The following is a 16,517-nucleotide window of genomic DNA, read 5'->3' on the forward strand; positions in this document are numbered from 1 at the left end:
CGTAGACCGTAAAGCAGTACAATGCTCGACCAAATGATGAGAAAGGCGCGCATGACGTTCAGGGAGAAGCACTGATGCACAATTTCCAACAACTGGAAGGCTTGTTTCGGCAGGTGGCAGGCGAATCAGCGTTTTCTCGATTGATACCGGGTGAGCCGCTGTGGGGCGTCGTGCAGGACTATTTTCTGCACTATGGCCTGGAAGCACTGCTGGAAGGCACCGAAGCGGTGCATGCAGGGTTCATCGATACCGGGCGTTTTGCCCTGTGGTGTCAGGTGTGGAGCCCGCCCAACCCAAGCGGCACCGCGTTTGTAGTGCACGGCTATTTCGATCACCTGGGGCTTTATCGCCACCTGCTGGCGCACCTGCTGGCCAAGGGCTGGCGGGTGGTGCTGTGGGATCTCCCCGGCCACGGCCTTTCCAGCGGCCCGCGAGCGGAAATCGAGGATTTCGACGACTACCAGCACTGCCTGACCCACGTGCAGACCACCCTGGAAACCCAGGGCCTGGCGCCCAAGCCCTGGCTGGGCGTGGGCCAGAGCACCGGGGCTGCCATTCTTGCCACCGACGCCTTGAGCCGCCGCGAGCAGGCAGGCTGGGACGGGCTGGTACTGCTGGCACCGCTGGTGCGACCCTGGCGCTGGAGCCAGGCCAGCTGGGTACACCTGATCGCCAGCCCGTTTCTCAAGGAGCTTCCGCGCAAGTACCGGCCCAACTCGACCGATGAAGCTTTCACCGATTTCCTGCGCGACCACGACCCGCTTCAGCCCGAACGCCTGAGCGTGGCCTGGGTAAGCGCCATGCGCCGCTGGATGCCGCGACTGCTGGCGCTGGCGCCGGTGGATGTGCCCACGCTGATTCTACAGGGCGAGCAGGATCTGACGGTGGATTGGGAGTGGAACCTGAACATCCTGGGGGAGAAGTTCACTAACGCTGAGATTCACCATCATCCGGAAGCGCGGCACCATCTGGTCAACGAAGCAGAGCCGATTCGCCAGGTGCTGTTTGAGGCCATCAATACGTTTATTGATGGGATGCCCGCCGGAAAGCTTGAAGCTACCGACCAATAAGCCATTTACTTAACAGGAGTTTTAACAGATGACTGCAGCGCCCAAGGTATTAGTATTTGCAGGCAGTAGCCGCCAAGGCTCACTCAATAAGCAGCTAGCCCGGCTGGTGGCCAAGCGTATTGAAGCGCTGGGCGGTGTGGCAACGTTCGTGGATTTAAAAGACTACCCTTGCCCCTTGTTTGATGAAGATATCGAAACCCAGGGTATACCCGAGAACGTGCTTAAACTGCGTAAGCTTTTAGCCGATCACCAGGCGCTGTTTATCGCCTCACCAGAATACAACGGTTTTATCACCCCGCTTTTGAAGAACACGCTGGACTGGCTGTCTCGCCCTTATGAAGACACGCCGGGCCTGGCACTTTACTCAGGTAAATGGGCCGCGCTGGTGTCAGCATCCCCCGGCGGGCTAGGCGGCATTCGCGCCATGCCGCTAGCCCAGCAACTGCTAGCCAATCTGGGTTTGATCGTACTGCCCCAGCCCATGTCGCTATCCAAAGCTCATACTGCTTTTGATGAAACGGGCGCGTTTATCGAAGAAACCAATAGCAAAAAGCTTGATGCCCTTTGCCAGCGGCTGGTGGATATTCTGGCGTGTACCAGCGAGAAAATTCTACTTTAGGGCCTATCAGGCAAGCCCGTTTCAACAGCCTATTCAATTACCGTAGGTGCGGATGGAAAAATCGGGCTTAAACTTTTATGTATTAACTATCATTGATTTAGTGATAAAATTATTAAACAGGTTATGAGTAGGCAAAGAGCTTACAAGCGAAGATCAATAGAATGATTAATAAATGAATAGAGATTTTCAGTATTTGACAGAACTGATTGAAGAGTTTTTTCGTCAGCGAAGAGTGGGTAGATCTTTAAGTATTATTGAAGAGCAAAATATTACGGGTTGGGAAGTCTGGTTTCAGGTTGAGTTCGCCAACTTCCTCAGCCAGCATCACTCCATGCCTGAATGGTGGCGTGAGTACGCTGTAGAGTTTGACCGTCGAAGGGAGAAGATGGGATCTTTTTGTCGTCCCGATTTTATAATTCGTAAGAAAGGATGGCGGACAGATGCGTATGCAGCCCTGGAAGTAAAGCAGCACCCAGAAGCTAGCGTATGTTTCTATAATATGATGAAAGATATAGAAAAATTGCCAAAATCAGGGCGTCATCTTTGGATATTAGGTCTTTCTGGGTACTTGGTATTCATTTAAGAAAACCTAAGGCCGAACTTTTTAATATGATTGAGTCACGACACGAGGTTGCCGGATTGAAGTTGCATGCCGATAATGTTCTTATCAAGTATATACCCAATAGTAAATATGCATTCTCTATATTCTAGAGTAGATAGTAGAGATTTTATTTCGACTTGAGGAGGTCGAAAAGCAGTTCTAGTAAATGTTAGAAAAAAATTGCGAATAAAGCTTTAAAACTTTTCCGCTATCTACTTGTTTAAAATGGCGGAACCAATTGTCGAGTTAAGCACACTTCAATAGCCTATCCAGCTGCCGGTAGCCAATGGCTCCTATAAAATGCGGTTGGGTGGGCTTAGGTTTGTCCTCTAAGGTAGGGGGGAGATTGCCTTTAACTCAAGGATGTTTTACACATGTCAGATATTCTGATGAGTGCCCATGAGCTGCTGGATCGCCTGGCAAGTGATGCGCCGCCCAAAGTGCTGGACGCCTCGCTGCCCAACAGCCCCATTGCGGCCTACGTGCCGGAGGATGATCGCAAGATTCCAGGCTCTCTCGAGTTTGATATCGAGCAGGTCTTTTCTGACCGGGAAGCGACGTTTCCACATACGTTGCCCGCGAAAGAGGCCTTGGAAGCGGCGTGCCAAGGGCTTGGCTTGAGCCCCGAAGACGAGATCGTGGTCTACGATAACCGCGGCGTTTACTCCTCCCCGCGGGCCTATTGGCTGCTTGCCCAGACAGGCTTCAAGAAAGTAAACCTGCTGGATGGCGGCTTGCCCCATTGGCTCTCGCTGTCGCTGCCGGTTCAGCAGGGCTATTCTGCTCCAACGCCGTTGACTGCCTCGCCTGCGCTCCAGGCCAATAAAAGCGTGGTCAGCGTGGATGAAGTTCACGATAACATCGAACGCCAGCGCTTAAAGGTGGTGGATGCCCGAAGTGCTGCGCGCTTTTCAGGGCAGACCCCCGAGCCTCGACCGGAATTGCCCAGTGGCCATATTCCAGGCTCCGTCAATCTGCCCTTTACCGAGCTTCTGGAAAACGGGCACTTCAAGCGCCGCGAGGAAATTGCAGCGCTCATGCGCAGCAAGCAGCTTGAGCCGTCGGACCACCTGGCCTTCAGCTGTGGCTCCGGCATCACCGCCTGCATCGTATGGGTGGCAGCGGAGCTTGCCGGGTACGAGCACCTTTCGCTGTTCGATGGCTCATGGACAGCGTGGGTAATGAGCGGCCGCCATACGAGTTGATGGCGACCCTTTGTAGTAGCACTCTCAACCTTTCCCCAGCATCCGGTCCAGCTGCCGATAGCCGATGGCCTCGATCAGATGCGCCTGGGTGGGCTTGGGTTCGCCCTGTAAATCAGCCAGCGTCAGCGCCACGCGCAGTACGCGGTGGTAAGCGCGGGCGGAGAGCTTGAGTTTTTCCAGCACGTTGGCAAGCCAGGTGCGCTCCTCATCGTTCAGGTCGCAGGCGGCTTCCAGCGCCTTGCCGCCAAGCTGGCTATTGAGCGCGCCGCGCGCCATCTGGCGCTCCCTGGCTGCCATCACGCGCTCGCGCACCGCATCCGACGATTCGCCTTGGGTCTGGGCGGTGAGCTGTTCCGGCGGCAGGGCAGGCACTTCGACCTGCAGGTCGATGCGGTCCAGCAGGGGGCCGGAAAGCCGCGCCTGATAGCGCTGGATCTGGCTGGCGCTGCACTGGCAGCGCTGGCGCGGGTCGCCCAGGTGCCCACAGGGGCAAGGGTTCATGGCGGCTACCAGTTGAAACTGCGCCGGGTAACGGCGCTCGTGGCTGGCGCGGGCCAGGTGTATTTCACCGGTTTCCAGCGGCTGTCGCAGCACTTCCAGTACGTTGCGGGAAAACTCCGGCAGCTCGTCCAGAAACAGCACCCCGTGGTGAGCGAGTGAAATCTCCCCTGGCTTGGGTTTGGAACCGCCGCCCACCAGCGCGGCGGCACTTGCACTATGGTGCGGCTGGCGAAACGGGCGCTTGCCCCAGTCGGCATCCAGGGGTAGCCCGCACACCGAGCGCACGGCGGCCACTGCCAAGGCATCATCCTCACCAAGCGGCGGCAGAATGCCCGGCAGGCGGCTGGCGAGCATGGTCTTGCCGGTGCCCGGCGGGCCAGCGAACAACAGGTTGTGTCCCCCGGCAGCGGCGACTTCCAGCGCCCGGCGCGCCTGCTGTTGGCCGCGCACATCGGCCAGATCCGCCATGGGCGTGGTGGTCTTGACTGAGGCGGGCAGCCGATGCGGGGCGATCTTCTCCTGACCCAGCAGGTGGGCCACTACCTGCCACAAGGTGTCGGCAGGCAGTACCGGAAGATCGCCGGCGAGTGCGGCTTCATCCGCGCACTCACGAGGAATGATCAGGGCTTTCTTGGCCCGGCGCGTTGCCAGTGCAAAGGGCAGCATGCCGGGTACGGCACGCAGCTTGCCATCCAGCGCCAGCTCACCGGCGCACTCCATGCCTTCCAGCGCCTCTACCGGAATCTGGCCCGAGGCGGCCAGGATGCCCAGCGCAATCGGCAGGTCGAACCGCCCACCCTCCTTGGGCAGGTCGGCAGGGGCGAGGTTGAGCGTAATCCGCCGGGTGTTGGGGAAATCAAACCCGGCGTTGACCAGGGCGCTGCGCACCCGTTCGCGGCTCTCTTTTACCGCGGTTTCCGGCAGGCCCACCAGCGTGAGCCCGGGCAGGCCGTTGGCCAGGTGTACTTCCACGTGCACCGCCGGTGCGTCCAATCCCACGCCTGCCCGCGTGGCTACAATCGCTAGGGTCATTGCGCTCACTCGCTAGGTTTACTTAACCCTAACTTAACTTATTTGAGCAGGCGTTGATAGCGCTGGCGAGGCCGCTGTATAGTGGATATAAATAACAACGATTATCACTAAAAATCTTTCTACCTCCTGCTTCTAACCCAATCGAGTGCCCAACATGCCGTCTTTGCCGTTTGTTCGCCGCCCCCTGGCGCGTTCCATTGCCGCGTTGATTCCTGTCACCGCCGTTCTTGCCTGCGCCACGGCCAGCGCTCAGGAAGCGGTCGATAACGACACCGTCGTGGTGGTCGGCACGGCCTTGAAGGTAGATACACCGCTGGTGGAAACGCCACGCCCGGTTTCAAGCGTTGACCGTGAGGAGCTTGAAGCCCGCAACGTGCAGCAGCTGGATGAAACCTTCCGCTATCGCGCGGGGGTACTTGCCGGCCATTACGGCAGCGACAACGATACCGACTGGTTCAAGGTGCGCGGGTTTGACCAGTCCACTTACCAGGATGGCCTGCGAATCTATCGCGAAGGCTTCTATCAGTGGCTGCCGGAGCCTTACGGGCTTGAACGGGTGGAGGTGTTCAAGGGGCCGTCCTCGATCCTTTACGGCGAGGCGCCTCCCGGCGGGTTGATCAATGCGGTGAGCAAGCGGCCAACGGATACCCCGCAGGGCAGCGTGAATGTCCAGCTGGGCAACCGCAACCACCGCCAGGTGGGCATCGATACCAGCGGCCCTGCAGGCGAATCGGACGATGTGCGCTACCGCGTGGTGGGCATGTATAAAGAGCGCGACGGCGATCTGGATAACACGGATAACGAGCGCTACTACTTCGCCCCCAGCCTGGCGGTGGACGTCAGTGAAGATACCAGCGTTACTTTCCTGGCCAGCGTGCAGAAGGACGATGGCGTGCCCGTCAATGGCTTCAAGCTGCCCTACGGCAGCATTCAGGATACGCCGTTTGGCCGAGTCAGCCCGCAGTCCAACGTCAGCGAACCCGACTATGACCGCAACAAGCGCACTCAGTGGGGGCTAGGTTACGAGCTGCGCCATCAGGTCAACGACACCTGGGCGTTCGAGCAGGATTTACGCTACAGCGAACTCGACCTGGAGCTTCGCAATACCTATGCGCTCTCCATGGTGGACGACCGTCGCGCCTCACGCGGGCTGACCCTGCGCGACGGCAAGGCCGATAGCTGGACGGTAGACAACCGCTTCGTGGGCAACTGGTACACCGAGCGCACTGAAAATACCCTGCTGGTGGGCGTTGATTACCAGAACCTGGGCCTCAAGGGCCAGGAGGGCGATGATTATGCTTTCGGTGCGCCGATCGACATCTTCACGCCCACCTACGGCAACTACACCCCGTTTGCCGATGAAGATCTGGTCGAACGGCATATCGATAAAGAGCAGACCGGCGTTTACCTGCAAAACCAGCTGCGCCTGGATGACCGCTGGGTAGTGCTGGGCGGCGTACGTTACGACCATGCCGAGACCGAGAACACCAACGTGACGGCGGGCACTACCGAACGCTCTGACGATAACCAGCTCTCCTGGTCTGGCGGCGTCATGTACCTGGGCGAGAACGGCATCAACCCTTACCTCAGCTACACCGAATCCTTCGAGCCCATTGCCCAGTCCGACAGCGCGGGCAATCTCTATGACCCGCGTGAAGGGCGCCAGTGGGAAGCGGGGGTGAAGTACGCGCCCATCGGCTGGGATGGCTACGTGACTGCCGCCGTGTTCGATCTGGAAGAGAGCAACACGCTGGTTACCTCGCCGGCAGGGTTTCAGGTGCAGGAAGGCGAGCGTAGCTCCCAGGGGTTCGAGCTTGAAGGCGTAGGCTATGTCACCGATGACCTGAAGGTCACCGCCGCCTACACCTATACCGATTCGCGCCTGGAAGATGACCAGCGCGCCAGCCTGATTCCGCGCCACCAGGCCTCCACCTGGCTCGATTACGCCTTTACCGGCGGTGCGCTGGATGGCGTGACCCTGGGCGGCGGCGTGCGCTACGTGGGCGAGAGCGTGGATGGCGATACCCAGGTAGGCAGCTTCACCCTGGCGGATGCCATGATCGGCTACGAGTTTGCTGAAGGCTGGCAGGCGCAGCTCAACGTCAATAACCTGACCGATAAAGAGTACGTGGCCAGCTGCGACTACTGGTGCTACTTCGGGGAATCGCGCAGCGTGATCGGCAGCGTCAGCTACCGCTGGTAAGCGCCGAGGTCAGCACGCGAGCAAAGCGCTGTGCCGAAGGCAGCGCGCCAAAGCTCCATACCGGCGGCAGGCGCAGCAGGGTGTCGTTTTTTACAATCGGCAACTGCTGCCACAGGCCGCTGGTGGCCAGCTGCTCCTCCACGCCCAAGGGCAGCGGGTCGATGATCACCAGCCGGGCGTCGGGGTAGTTCGCGAGCACCTCGATGCCCGTCAGGGAAAAGCCCCAGGCGTTGGTCGGTTCTTCCCAGGCGTTAGCCAGGCCAAGCCGTTCGAGCACCGCGTTATACAGGCTGTTATCGCCAAATATGCGCACGTGGCGCGCATCCATGAACTGCACCATCAATAGCGGTGCGGTATCCGGCTGGGCGTTGCGCAGCGAATCCATCAGCGTTTGCGTGTCTTCGATCAGTGCTTCTGCCGCCGCTTCGCGGTCGGTCAACTCCCCCAGCTCGCGCGTCAGCGCCTGTATCTCCTGCCAGGTATCCACGCCGGGTGAATAGAGCGCAAGCGACGTCACCGGCGCAATGCGCTCAAGGCGCGGCGTGAGCGTGGCGAACATCGGCGAGATCAGGATCTGCTCCGGGGCAAGCTGGGCCAGCAGCTCGAAGTTGGGCTGGGCACGCAGCCCAAGGTCCGTGGCGCCGGGCGGGAGCCGCGGCTCGCCTACCCAGTCGTAGTAATCCGGCTGCTGAGCCACGCCACTGATCGGCGCGCCGATGGCCACCAGCGTTTCGGCAATGGTCCAGTCTACCGTGGCAAACTGGGCATGCGCGCTGGTAAACGCCAGCAGGCTGGTGAGCAGAAGCGCGGCTCGGGCGAAAAGAAGCGTCACGGTACGGCGCATGAGGAAGAGTCATTTTGAAAGAAGAGCTGTATTTAAACGATAATCCTTCTTGCTTGCAACGCCATGCTATCACGCATCGGGAAGGGCAGGATCCGAAGAGTGTGTAGCGTCTGTCCTGCCGACTCTCGCCAACCCGGCGGTAAAGGCAAGGCAGGCGAAGGCAATAACGGAGTAGGTAGGCGTCAATTGATCCATGAGCAACCCGAATAGAGGTGCACCTGCGGTCTGGCCGATAGCGATGGTGAGAAAACCAACGGTCAGGCCCGTTGCGGGGCGGCTGGGTAGCGCTGCAACACCCCATACCAGATAGACACCGGTAAGCATGATGTAGGCCAGGCCGAACAGCGCACCACCGAGTAGTGTCAGCGTAGGGGTGGTACCTTCAAACCCCACGAGTAATATGCCGCCTGCCAATGCACCCAGAAACAGCCAGTGAGTCCGGTTGATTCCAAACCGGGCAACGAGTACCCCGGCCCAAGCGCCCGCCATGCCTGCCGTGCCAATGGCAATCCATAAAAGCCCTGCACCGGTATGGCCCCAGTCCAGGCGTAGCGTAACCAGCTGGCTACCAAAGGACCACAGGGCAGTGCTCGATGCACCCATCAGAAAGGAGGCGATAATCAGCCGCTTAAGTGCCTGGTTGAGTAGTGGCAAGCCTGTCTCACGGTTTTCCGCTGGTCGGGCATCACCCGGTATGCTGATGACGACCGCTATCGCCATGCACAAGGCAGTGGCTGCAAAGATCAAGAAAGCGATCCGCCAGTGCCCACCCATTAGCAACGCCACAGGCCCTGAAAGCACCACGCCTGCACCGGTACCGGCATTGATAATCGTATTGGTGGCACCCTGTCCGGCGGGCTTGACGGCAGTGGCCACGGCGGCGGCCATGGGGGGGGAAGCGAGGCCTGTGCTGGTGCCTGCCAACATTACAGCACTTGCAAGCCATAGTGATGAGGGGGCCGCTGCGATGCCTATCATACCCACTGCCGCTACGAGTGCCGCGACGGTTGCCACCACGCGGGGCCCTAGCCGCTCGGTCAGGTGGGCAGAGACAATGATAGCCGCGCAGTAGCCTAGAAAAGAGCCGCCCGATATCAACCCGCCCACGGTTGAAGATAAGGAGAGATCCGCATCGATTTGAGGAAGAAATAGCCCAAAAGCAAAGCGGGCAAAGCCGTAGCAGATGGCGATGAGCCCAAAGCCTACGGCGCCGAGCATCATGCCCGGACTCATGATGAGGCCTGTTTGACTAGGCGAACCGCGCAATGGCGGGCTGTGATAACGGCGTCCGCGCCGCGATAAATGGCGGTCGCCGTTGCGCCCTCGAACAGAATCAGAATTTGCTCAGCGAGCTGTTCATCGCCACGTCCGTTGGTTTCAAGTGCAATGATTTCCTGAATCTTGCTCCAGACCCCGGCCTTGTGAGCGGCCATGACCTCGGCAATTTCCGGTACATCACCACCGGTTTCCCCATAAGCGCGTAGAAAAAGGCATCCTCGGCACCCTTCCACCCGCACCCAGTCTTCAAGCGCCTTGAAAAGCTCATTCACACTGTTTACGTCTGTCCGGCGCAAGAACCGCCTGTCGCGTTCCGTAAGCACGCTGGCGATCAGTGAATGTTTGCTGCCCGCATGTTTATACAGCGTTCTACTCGACATGCCGGCAGCCTGCGTAAGCCGGTCCATCCCGGTGGCGGTAAATCCATGCCGGTCGAAAAGGGATTCGGCAGCGGAGATAAGCTTCGTTTTGATATCCATGTCTCCAATGTAAAACGATCATTTTACATAGTCAAGGAGACCAATATTCCTGCCTGATGCCTGCTGAGCCCCGAAGATCTACTGAGTGAGCAGTGCGACGGGGCCCAGCGGCTGTCATGACGAGACGTTAGAAGCGATAATGAACGCTTGCCGTAATGCCGCGCTCGGCGCCGAAGTAGCAGTAGTCCAGCGAGTTGCAGGAGGCAACGTACTCTTTATCCAGCACGTTGTTGACGTTCAGGCGGGTTTCGACGCCGTTGATGCCGGCATGGCTCCAGTCGTAGCCAAGTGTGGCATCCACCAGGGTGTAGTCGGGCACGGTTTCGGTATTGGCGCGGTCGGCGGCGATGTCCGCGTAGTGGCGCACCCCAATGCCTGCATCCACCCCGTTCAGCCAGCCCTGGTCAGCCTCATAGTGCGCCCATGCCTGCAGCTGATGCCGGGGCGAGTAAATCGCGTTGTTGCCCTGGTTGCCGTCGTCGCTCTTGGCGTAGGTAATATCGGTGAAACTGTAGCCTGCCTGCAGCGAGAGCGTGTCAGTCAGCTGGGTCTGGGCTTCAAGCTCTAGGCCCTGGGATTCAATTTCACCCACGGCGCGGTACGGGTCGGAGGGTTGCTCCTTGGTCGCCACGTTCTTCTGGCTGATATGGAAAAGCGCTGCGCTGTACTGGTTGGCGCTGCCGCTGGGGTGGTACTTCACCCCGGTTTCCCACTGCTCGCCCTCCATGGGGGCAAGCAAATCGCCGTTTGCATCCACAAAGCTTGTGGGGGTAAACGCGGTGGAGTAGCTCAGGTAAGGTGCCACGCCGTTATCGAACAGATAGACCACGCCGGCACGGCCGCTGAACTGGGTATCGCTGAGCGAGCTGGATGCATCGGTATCCAGATCCGTGTTGTCGATGCTGACCCAGTCGTAGCGCCCGCCCAGGGTGAAGCGCCAGCGATCGAGAGCAATTTGATCCTGTAGATAGACGCCGGTCTGTTCAATTTCATGACGCTCGCGTACAGGGTCGTAAAACGCCACCGGCCCAGTGCCATAGACCGGCTCGAACGCGTTGATCGGCTCGAAGACGCCGGACGGCCAGGCAACGTCGTTTTCGCGCTGCTGATAATCCACCCCGAAGAGCAGCGTATGCTCCATAAAGCCGTCGTTGAGCCGGGCTTCCAGCTGATTGTCGATTGTCCAGGCTTCCAGGGATTCGTCGCTGCCGGAGTAGTAACGGTTCAATTCGTTGGAGGTAGGCGAGGTCCAGCCAAAGCCGTAGGGCTGGTTGAGCACTACATCCGAGTTGAGATAACGCAGTAGTTGGCGCCCGGTAACGTTGTCGTTGAAGCGATGCTCAAGCATATAGCCGAACATGCGCTGAGTACGCTCGTAGGCGTCGTACTCTTCCTCGCCGTCGAAGAAGTTGTTGCTGATCTTGCGCCCATTGCGCGGCACCACGGCGCCTTCATAAGGTACGCCAGAGTGATAGCCGCCTTCTGGCTCGTCCTGCAGGTAGGCTTCAACAGTCAAGCTGGTGGCGTCAGTCATGTCCCAGGTCAGGCGCGGGGCGATGGCGTAGCGCTGTTCTTCCGTGGGGCCGAACTGGGTATCGGCGGCGCTGGCGATACCGGTCAGACGGAACGCCACCCGCTGCTGCTCGCCAATCGGCCCGGTAAGGTCGAAGGCGGCGCTGCGCTGGCGATTGTTGCCCACCCGTAAGCGCAGCTCGCCGCCCGGTTCGAACTCAGGGCGCTTGCTGTTGAGTGCCACCACGCCACCCGGTGAAGCGCGGCCATAAAGCACGGACGCCGGGCCGCGCACCACTTCGATGCTTTCCAGAAACCACGGGTCGATGCGCATGGAGCTGTGCGAGTTGGCATCGCCCATTATCTTCAGGCCGTCCAGAAAGGTATTGCTCAAGCTGCCATCCGAGAAACCACGCAGTACCAGGTAGTCAAAGCGGTTGGAGGCGCCTACCTGATTGGAGTAGACGCCCGGCGTGTAGTCGGTGGCCCGCTGTACCGTGCTTACCCCGCGACTCTCCATCGCCTCGCGGGTGATCGTGGAAACACTCTGCGGGGTTTCGATGGCCGGCGTTTCCAGTTTGGTAGCCGCCTGCTGGGCGGTAATCGTGACGGTGGGTAAGGCGTTGCTGGCGTCGGCGCCGGTTTGTGCATAGGCGGCGGGTAAAAAGCTGCCTGCCAGGGCGGTCGCGAGCGTCAGATGACGATAGGCAAAGCGGTGCTGGGGCAAAAGCATGATAAATTCCCGATCTTTATAGTAATGAGAATTATTGCTTTTTATGGATATGGATAGATATGCCGAATGCCAAATTGGCTATGCGCGATGCCAGCGATGGTCACTCGTTCGTCCTGCTGAGCACCGCGGTAGGCGCCATGCCAAACTGGCGCTTGAAGGCGGTAGCAAAGTTGGTGGCATGACTATACCCGCAGGCATGGGCCACGCGTTGAACGCTGTGGCCCTGTTCCAGCTGCTGGTAAGCCTTTTGAAGGCGACAGCGGCGCAGGTGGTCAAAAATCGTGCAGCCGTATTGATGGCGAAACTTCTGGCGCAGGCTGCTTGGACTCATGGCGGCGCTGCGAGCCAGGGCTTTCAGCGAGTAGTCGGCCAGCGGATGGCGGCTTAGCGTGTCATGCAGCTGGGCAAGCCGTTCGCGCTCACGCGTTCTACTGTCCGAGACGAGCATGGGCTTGTCTGGGGGTGGCGTGGGCAGGCCGTAGCCGAGTAGCTGGAGGGCAAGGCCATGCCAGAGCAGCGACTGGCGCCAGTCGTCCAGCGGGTGCTCGCTGAGGGCAAGCAGCTGGGTAAAAAGCGCAGGTGGCAACGTCCAGGCTCGTAACTGCGGCGCATTGGCGATGGGCAGGGTGTAGGGGGCGGTTGACAGAACGGCGATGTTGAGTGTGCGCAAACGCCTCTGGACGGGCTGTTCGACGACCAGCGGCGCCTGCGGAGTAAAGTGTGAACACAGCCCTTGGCCTGCACTGATGGTCAGCCGCTTCTGCCCCTGAGTGATACCTATACGGCCCTCCATGACCACGCATACAAACCACGGCACGGATTGGGTCGAACGTGAGTGGTAGGAGTGGCACACCTCAAGATCCGAAAGCGTGAGATGCAGCGCCGGCGGCAGCGGCAGGTCGCTGACGCTGCCCTGCGCAATCGGCGCATCGGGCGCCGCTTCCAAGTGGAGATAGTCGATGCCGAACCGGTGCCCCAGCTGGCTAAGGGTGGCCGGCGTGAGTGAGGTAAGGGTTGGCATCGAAAGGCTCAGTACTCCATTGACCAGCCCAGCGTGAACGTGCGCCCACGGGCCTGGTAGTCGTACAGGTACTCGGGCCCGTAGGTGGGCGAGTAGAAGCCGACGGCGCGCTGGCCCCAGGGCGTGGAGTACTGCCTGTCGGTCAGGTTGCTGATGCCAAGGCTCAGCGTGCCAAGGCCGATGTCCTGGCTGCCGATCAGGTCAAGGGTGGTAAAGCTATCGATACGCTCGCCCTCGGCGTCCTTGTACTCGCGGGCGTGGCTGCCCTGCAGGCGCAGCGTACGCACATCATCCTGCCAGGCCACGTGGGCGGTCAGGCTATCCTGGGAGGGGTAGGGTGAAACGGTAATCCCGCGGTCCTGCCAGGCGCCGTCCACCTTGCGCTCGGAGGTGAGCACGTGCAGCGTGCTGCCCACTTCCCAGGCATCACCGATATAGCGCGTTATTGATGCTTCCAGGCCATAATCGCGGCGCTCATCATCGACCTGGGTGATGTTGAGGTCGCGATCCAGCTCCATGGCGGTATCCGACCAGGCGTAGTAGGCCGCCGCCTGGGTCAGCCAGTCGCCGCCCTGGTAGCGCCAGCCAAGCTCCACCTGCCGGGTCTTGATGCCGTCCAGCGGGTTGTCCGCCACGGTTTGCCCGGCGCGGCCGTAATACTTGGAGGGGTCGGGCAGCTCGAAGCCTTCCGAGTAGCCCAGCCAGCTCTGGTGGCCGTTGTCGAAATCATACAGGGTGCTTACGTTATACAGCGTGACGTTGTAGTCGCTCGAGCCACCCGGCACATTGTTGAAGTCATCGATATCCACGTCCATGCGCTGATGGCGAATGCCGCCGCTGAACTGGAGCTGATCCGTTGCCCACCATTCGCTCTGGGCAAACAGCGCCAGGGTGTCGATCTCGAAGCCCGGGTAGCGCGGGGTGACGCGGTCGGCGCGCTGCACCAGGCCACCGGTAGCGTCACTGGCGGCGCGATCAAAGCGCATCTGCGAGGCGTCGAAGGACTCCCGGTCCATATCCGCGCCGTAGGTCAGGTTGAGGTTCTCCGTCAGGTCCGCCGAGAACAGGCCCTTCAAGCCGCTGAGTGTCGTGTTCTGCCGGGAGGCGGCAAAGTAGTAGCCGCCGCCCTGGGCGGCGTAAGGGAAGGGGTGAAAGCTGGACTCCTCTTCCCGATGAAACGCCTGAAGGTAGAAATCCTGGTTGAGCAGGTTGGCGTGATGGTAGTTGGCGCTGAACATCTTGCGGTCGGTGCGCGGGTCGCGGTCGGCGGTAAAGCCATTGCGAATGTCGGCATCATTCAGGTTCGGCGCAGCGGCGGCCAGGTTGGGGTAGTAGACCCCACGGTCACCTTTCTTGCCGGACTCATAGAGCTGGCCGCTGAGCATCAGCGTCTGTTCGTCGTCAAGCTCGACACGCACGTTACCCAGAATATCCAGCTGGCGATTGTCCTGCAGGTCGCTTTGGGCGATGTCGGGGAATATCTCGTCGCCTCCGGCATCGTACTGGCGGCCGTTTTCCACCAACGATACGCCGATGCGCCCCTGCACCGTGTCATTGCCCCCGCTGGCCGACTGTGAGAGCCGCCGGTCGACATCATGACGCGTGTTGAACCCGCTGGTCACGCTGGCCTGGGTCTCGAAATGGGGGCGGCCGCTTTCGCCCTGCTTGGTGATGATGTTGATCAAGCCGCCGGTGGCCCCGCCGCCGTAAAGGCTGCTGGTGCCGGAAAGCACTTCCACGCGTTCGATATTGAACGGATCGATGGCATCGAACTGACGTGACAGGCCGCGGGAGTTGTTCAGCGATACGCCATCGATAAGTACCTGCACGCTGCGCCCGCGCATGTTCTGCCCTGCGTTGGTGCGCCCCTGCGGGCCAAAGTCGAGCCCTGGCACCAGCCTGCCCAGGGCCGTCTTGAGATCACCGCCAGCGTTGATCTGCTGCTGCAATTCTGGACCTTCGACCACATGAACCGCGCCGGGAATCTGGCTGATCTGCGTAGGCGTGCGCGAGCCTACCACCACCAGGGTTTCCTGAGCGGTACCGTCAGTCTGGTGAGCGGCTTGAGTAGCGGTCTGGGAGTAGGCAAGCACAGGAAAAGCGCCGCTCAAGAGACCGGCGCTTACAACGATGTAGCGGTTCATAGGTTATCCAGAGAACAGTTTTTTGTTAGTGCTGATCCTATCACTGGCGGCATGAAACGCAATGATAGATGTTCTCATTGTTCGGCATTTCCGGCGCGCCGGCAGCTTGCAATGCCTGAAGGGGCACCGCTGCTGAACGGCTTACTTTTCGTCTTTCAATGACTTGTCAGCGTCCGGTTTCTTGGCAGGCGCCGCTTTTTTCACGCTGGCTGGCTTGGCTTCGGGCTTGGCGTCCGCGGCTGGGCTTTCCGATGCTTCAACCGAGGCGGTGGGCGCGGGCGGCGCCGCAGCGGGTTTGTTCGCTTCGACGGCGGCTTCAAGGCTCGCCACCTGGCGTTCCAGTGCTTCTACACGGGTGCGCGTACGTTGCAGCACGTCCATCAGGATGTCGAAGTCTTCCCGCGATACCAGCTCGAGCCGGTCAAAGGCGCCGCGAACCACCTGCTGCACTCCTTTCTGGATATCTTCCGGGGCTTGTGATGCGTTCTGCAAACGGTCGCCGATTTGCTGGGCCAAGCGGCTGATACGGTCCTGGGGGGTCATGATGCTCTCCTCGATGGTGATGCTTAAAAAATGGGCGCTATCTCAAGGATACGCAACCCTTGGCGACTGCGCATGTTTTGCGTGCGGTGCTGGCTCATTTAACCCAAGGCCACACGCCCGCTAATGGTGCGCAGTCGTGCCGACAGCGTCATTTTTTGGTGCAAGGGCGCTGTCTGAGAGTTTCAAGTGACCTCAAACGGTGCCTGGGTATTCCTGAATTTTTGTTAAGTTGCTAAAAAGTAAAATAAAAAACGTTGATGGCACGGTATGCGCATTAGCAGGGCATTGCCAGCGACTGCGTCGCTACCCATTCAGCAGGCTTTATCCAGCAGGGGAGATAGGGGATGAAACTCATCACCGCCATCATCAAGCCATTCAAGCTTGACGACGTTCGTGAGGCGCTCGCCGACAACGGCGTACAGGGCATCACCGTAACCGAAGTGAAAGGCTTTGGCCGCCAGAAAGGGCATACCGAGCTATATCGCGGCGCCGAGTACGTGGTCGACTTCCTGCCCAAGGTGAAAGTGGAAGTAGCGGTTGACGATTCGCGCCTGGAGAGCGTGATCGATGCCATCTGCACCGCGGCCAACAGCGGCAAGATCGGCGATGGCAAGGTGTTCGTCACGCCCCTTGAAGACGTCATCCGTATCCGTACCGGTGAACGCGGCGCCGACGCCGTATAACCCGAGTAAAGAAGCCGCGTGGCGACCTGGTTGGCATTTTTGCTTGATA

14 protein-coding genes are annotated in these 16,517 nt (G+C 59.7%); 6 read left to right on the plus strand and 8 right to left on the minus strand.

The window, feature by feature from the left end; translation table 11 throughout:
• The first annotated feature begins 74 nt into the window (after nt 1-74).
• From HW452_RS08745 to HW452_RS08760, 4 genes are all read left to right on the plus strand, one after another.
• A complete protein-coding gene (locus HW452_RS08745; protein WP_224105725.1) occupies nt 75-1,070 on the plus strand; it encodes an alpha/beta hydrolase in 996 nt (331 codons plus the stop codon).
• A gap of 28 nt (nt 1,071-1,098) precedes the next feature.
• Nucleotides 1,099-1,689: an NADPH-dependent FMN reductase gene (locus tag HW452_RS08750; protein ID WP_224105726.1), complete on the plus strand. Its 591-nt coding sequence runs from the start codon at nt 1,099-1,101 to the stop codon at nt 1,687-1,689.
• Nucleotides 1,690-1,861: 172 nt separating this feature from the next.
• Nucleotides 1,862-2,272: a hypothetical protein gene (locus HW452_RS08755; protein WP_224105727.1), complete on the plus strand. Its 411-nt coding sequence runs from the start codon at nt 1,862-1,864 to the stop codon at nt 2,270-2,272.
• 392 nt (nt 2,273-2,664) lie between these two features.
• Nucleotides 2,665-3,495, plus strand: coding sequence for a sulfurtransferase (locus HW452_RS08760; protein ID WP_224105728.1), 831 nt, complete (start codon nt 2,665-2,667; stop codon nt 3,493-3,495).
• Nucleotides 3,496-3,519: 24 nt separating this feature from the next.
• On the opposite strand, the gene HW452_RS08765 is transcribed toward HW452_RS08760, so the two are convergent.
• Nucleotides 3,520-5,028, minus strand: a complete 1,509-nt coding sequence (locus tag HW452_RS08765; protein WP_224105729.1) for a YifB family Mg chelatase-like AAA ATPase — start codon at nt 5,026-5,028, stop codon at nt 3,520-3,522.
• Nucleotides 5,029-5,182: 154 nt separating this feature from the next.
• On the opposite strand from HW452_RS08765, the gene HW452_RS08770 reads away from it, so the two are divergent.
• Nucleotides 5,183-7,231, plus strand: a complete 2,049-nt coding sequence (locus tag HW452_RS08770) for a TonB-dependent siderophore receptor (protein ID WP_224105730.1) — start codon at nt 5,183-5,185, stop codon at nt 7,229-7,231.
• Here the strand turns inward: HW452_RS08770 and HW452_RS08775 are convergent.
• The 7 genes from HW452_RS08775 to HW452_RS08805 all read right to left on the minus strand — a co-directional run bounded on the left by HW452_RS08775 (nt 7,215) and on the right by HW452_RS08805 (nt 15,785).
• Nucleotides 7,215-8,075 carry an ABC transporter substrate-binding protein gene (locus tag HW452_RS08775; protein WP_224105731.1) on the minus strand — a complete coding sequence of 287 codons (861 nt, stop codon included), beginning with the start codon at nt 8,073-8,075 and terminating at the stop codon, nt 7,215-7,217. The two genes, HW452_RS08770 and HW452_RS08775, sit on opposite strands and share 17 nt — an antisense overlap.
• A gap of 69 nt (nt 8,076-8,144) precedes the next feature.
• Nucleotides 8,145-9,296, minus strand: coding sequence for an MFS transporter (locus tag HW452_RS08780; RefSeq protein ID WP_224105732.1), 1,152 nt, complete (start codon nt 9,294-9,296; stop codon nt 8,145-8,147).
• 8 nt (nt 9,297-9,304) lie between these two features.
• Nucleotides 9,305-9,832: a TetR/AcrR family transcriptional regulator gene (locus tag HW452_RS08785; RefSeq protein WP_224105733.1), complete on the minus strand. Its 528-nt coding sequence runs from the start codon at nt 9,830-9,832 to the stop codon at nt 9,305-9,307.
• 127 nt (nt 9,833-9,959) lie between these two features.
• A complete protein-coding gene (locus HW452_RS08790) occupies nt 9,960-12,077 on the minus strand; it encodes a TonB-dependent siderophore receptor (protein ID WP_224105734.1) in 2,118 nt (705 codons plus the stop codon).
• 100 nt (nt 12,078-12,177) lie between these two features.
• On the minus strand, nt 12,178-13,098 hold the full coding sequence (locus HW452_RS08795; protein ID WP_224105735.1) for a helix-turn-helix domain-containing protein: 921 nt from the start codon (nt 13,096-13,098) through the stop codon (nt 12,178-12,180).
• Nucleotides 13,099-13,106: 8 nt separating this feature from the next.
• On the minus strand, nt 13,107-15,242 hold the full coding sequence (locus HW452_RS08800; protein WP_224105736.1) for a TonB-dependent receptor: 2,136 nt from the start codon (nt 15,240-15,242) through the stop codon (nt 13,107-13,109).
• Nucleotides 15,243-15,383: 141 nt separating this feature from the next.
• On the minus strand, nt 15,384-15,785 hold the full coding sequence (locus HW452_RS08805) for an accessory factor UbiK family protein (protein WP_224105737.1): 402 nt from the start codon (nt 15,783-15,785) through the stop codon (nt 15,384-15,386).
• A 344-nt stretch (nt 15,786-16,129) separates the two neighbouring features.
• Between HW452_RS08805 and HW452_RS08810 the strand changes: the two genes are divergently transcribed.
• A complete protein-coding gene (locus HW452_RS08810; RefSeq protein ID WP_126952303.1) occupies nt 16,130-16,468 on the plus strand; it encodes a P-II family nitrogen regulator in 339 nt (112 codons plus the stop codon).
• The last annotated feature ends 49 nt before the right edge of the window (nt 16,469-16,517 follow it).

Source organism: Vreelandella aquamarina (assembly GCF_020075495.1).
Classification (GTDB): Bacteria; Pseudomonadota; Gammaproteobacteria; order Pseudomonadales; family Halomonadaceae; genus Vreelandella; species Vreelandella aquamarina_A.

Excerpts from the sequence above, each read along its gene's own strand:
- HW452_RS08745 (WP_224105725.1), top strand. The coding sequence starts at position 75 with ATGCACAATTTCCAACAACTGGAAGGCTTGTTTCGGCAGGTGGCAGGC.
- HW452_RS08750 (WP_224105726.1), top strand. The coding sequence starts at position 1,099 with ATGACTGCAGCGCCCAAGGTATTAGTATTTGCAGGCAGTAGCCGCCAA.
- HW452_RS08755 (WP_224105727.1), top strand. The coding sequence starts at position 1,862 with ATGAATAGAGATTTTCAGTATTTGACAGAACTGATTGAAGAGTTTTTT.
- HW452_RS08760 (WP_224105728.1), top strand. The coding sequence starts at position 2,665 with ATGTCAGATATTCTGATGAGTGCCCATGAGCTGCTGGATCGCCTGGCA.
- HW452_RS08765 (WP_224105729.1), bottom strand. The coding sequence starts at position 5,028 with ATGACCCTAGCGATTGTAGCCACGCGGGCAGGCGTGGGATTGGACGCA.
- HW452_RS08770 (WP_224105730.1), top strand. The coding sequence starts at position 5,183 with ATGCCGTCTTTGCCGTTTGTTCGCCGCCCCCTGGCGCGTTCCATTGCC.
- HW452_RS08775 (WP_224105731.1), bottom strand. The coding sequence starts at position 8,075 with ATGCGCCGTACCGTGACGCTTCTTTTCGCCCGAGCCGCGCTTCTGCTC.
- HW452_RS08780 (WP_224105732.1), bottom strand. The coding sequence starts at position 9,296 with ATGATGCTCGGCGCCGTAGGCTTTGGGCTCATCGCCATCTGCTACGGC.
- HW452_RS08785 (WP_224105733.1), bottom strand. The coding sequence starts at position 9,832 with ATGGATATCAAAACGAAGCTTATCTCCGCTGCCGAATCCCTTTTCGAC.
- HW452_RS08790 (WP_224105734.1), bottom strand. The coding sequence starts at position 12,077 with ATGCTTTTGCCCCAGCACCGCTTTGCCTATCGTCATCTGACGCTCGCG.
- HW452_RS08795 (WP_224105735.1), bottom strand. The coding sequence starts at position 13,098 with ATGCCAACCCTTACCTCACTCACGCCGGCCACCCTTAGCCAGCTGGGG.
- HW452_RS08800 (WP_224105736.1), bottom strand. The coding sequence starts at position 15,242 with ATGAACCGCTACATCGTTGTAAGCGCCGGTCTCTTGAGCGGCGCTTTT.
- HW452_RS08805 (WP_224105737.1), bottom strand. The coding sequence starts at position 15,785 with ATGACCCCCCAGGACCGTATCAGCCGCTTGGCCCAGCAAATCGGCGAC.
- HW452_RS08810 (WP_126952303.1), top strand. The coding sequence starts at position 16,130 with ATGAAACTCATCACCGCCATCATCAAGCCATTCAAGCTTGACGACGTT.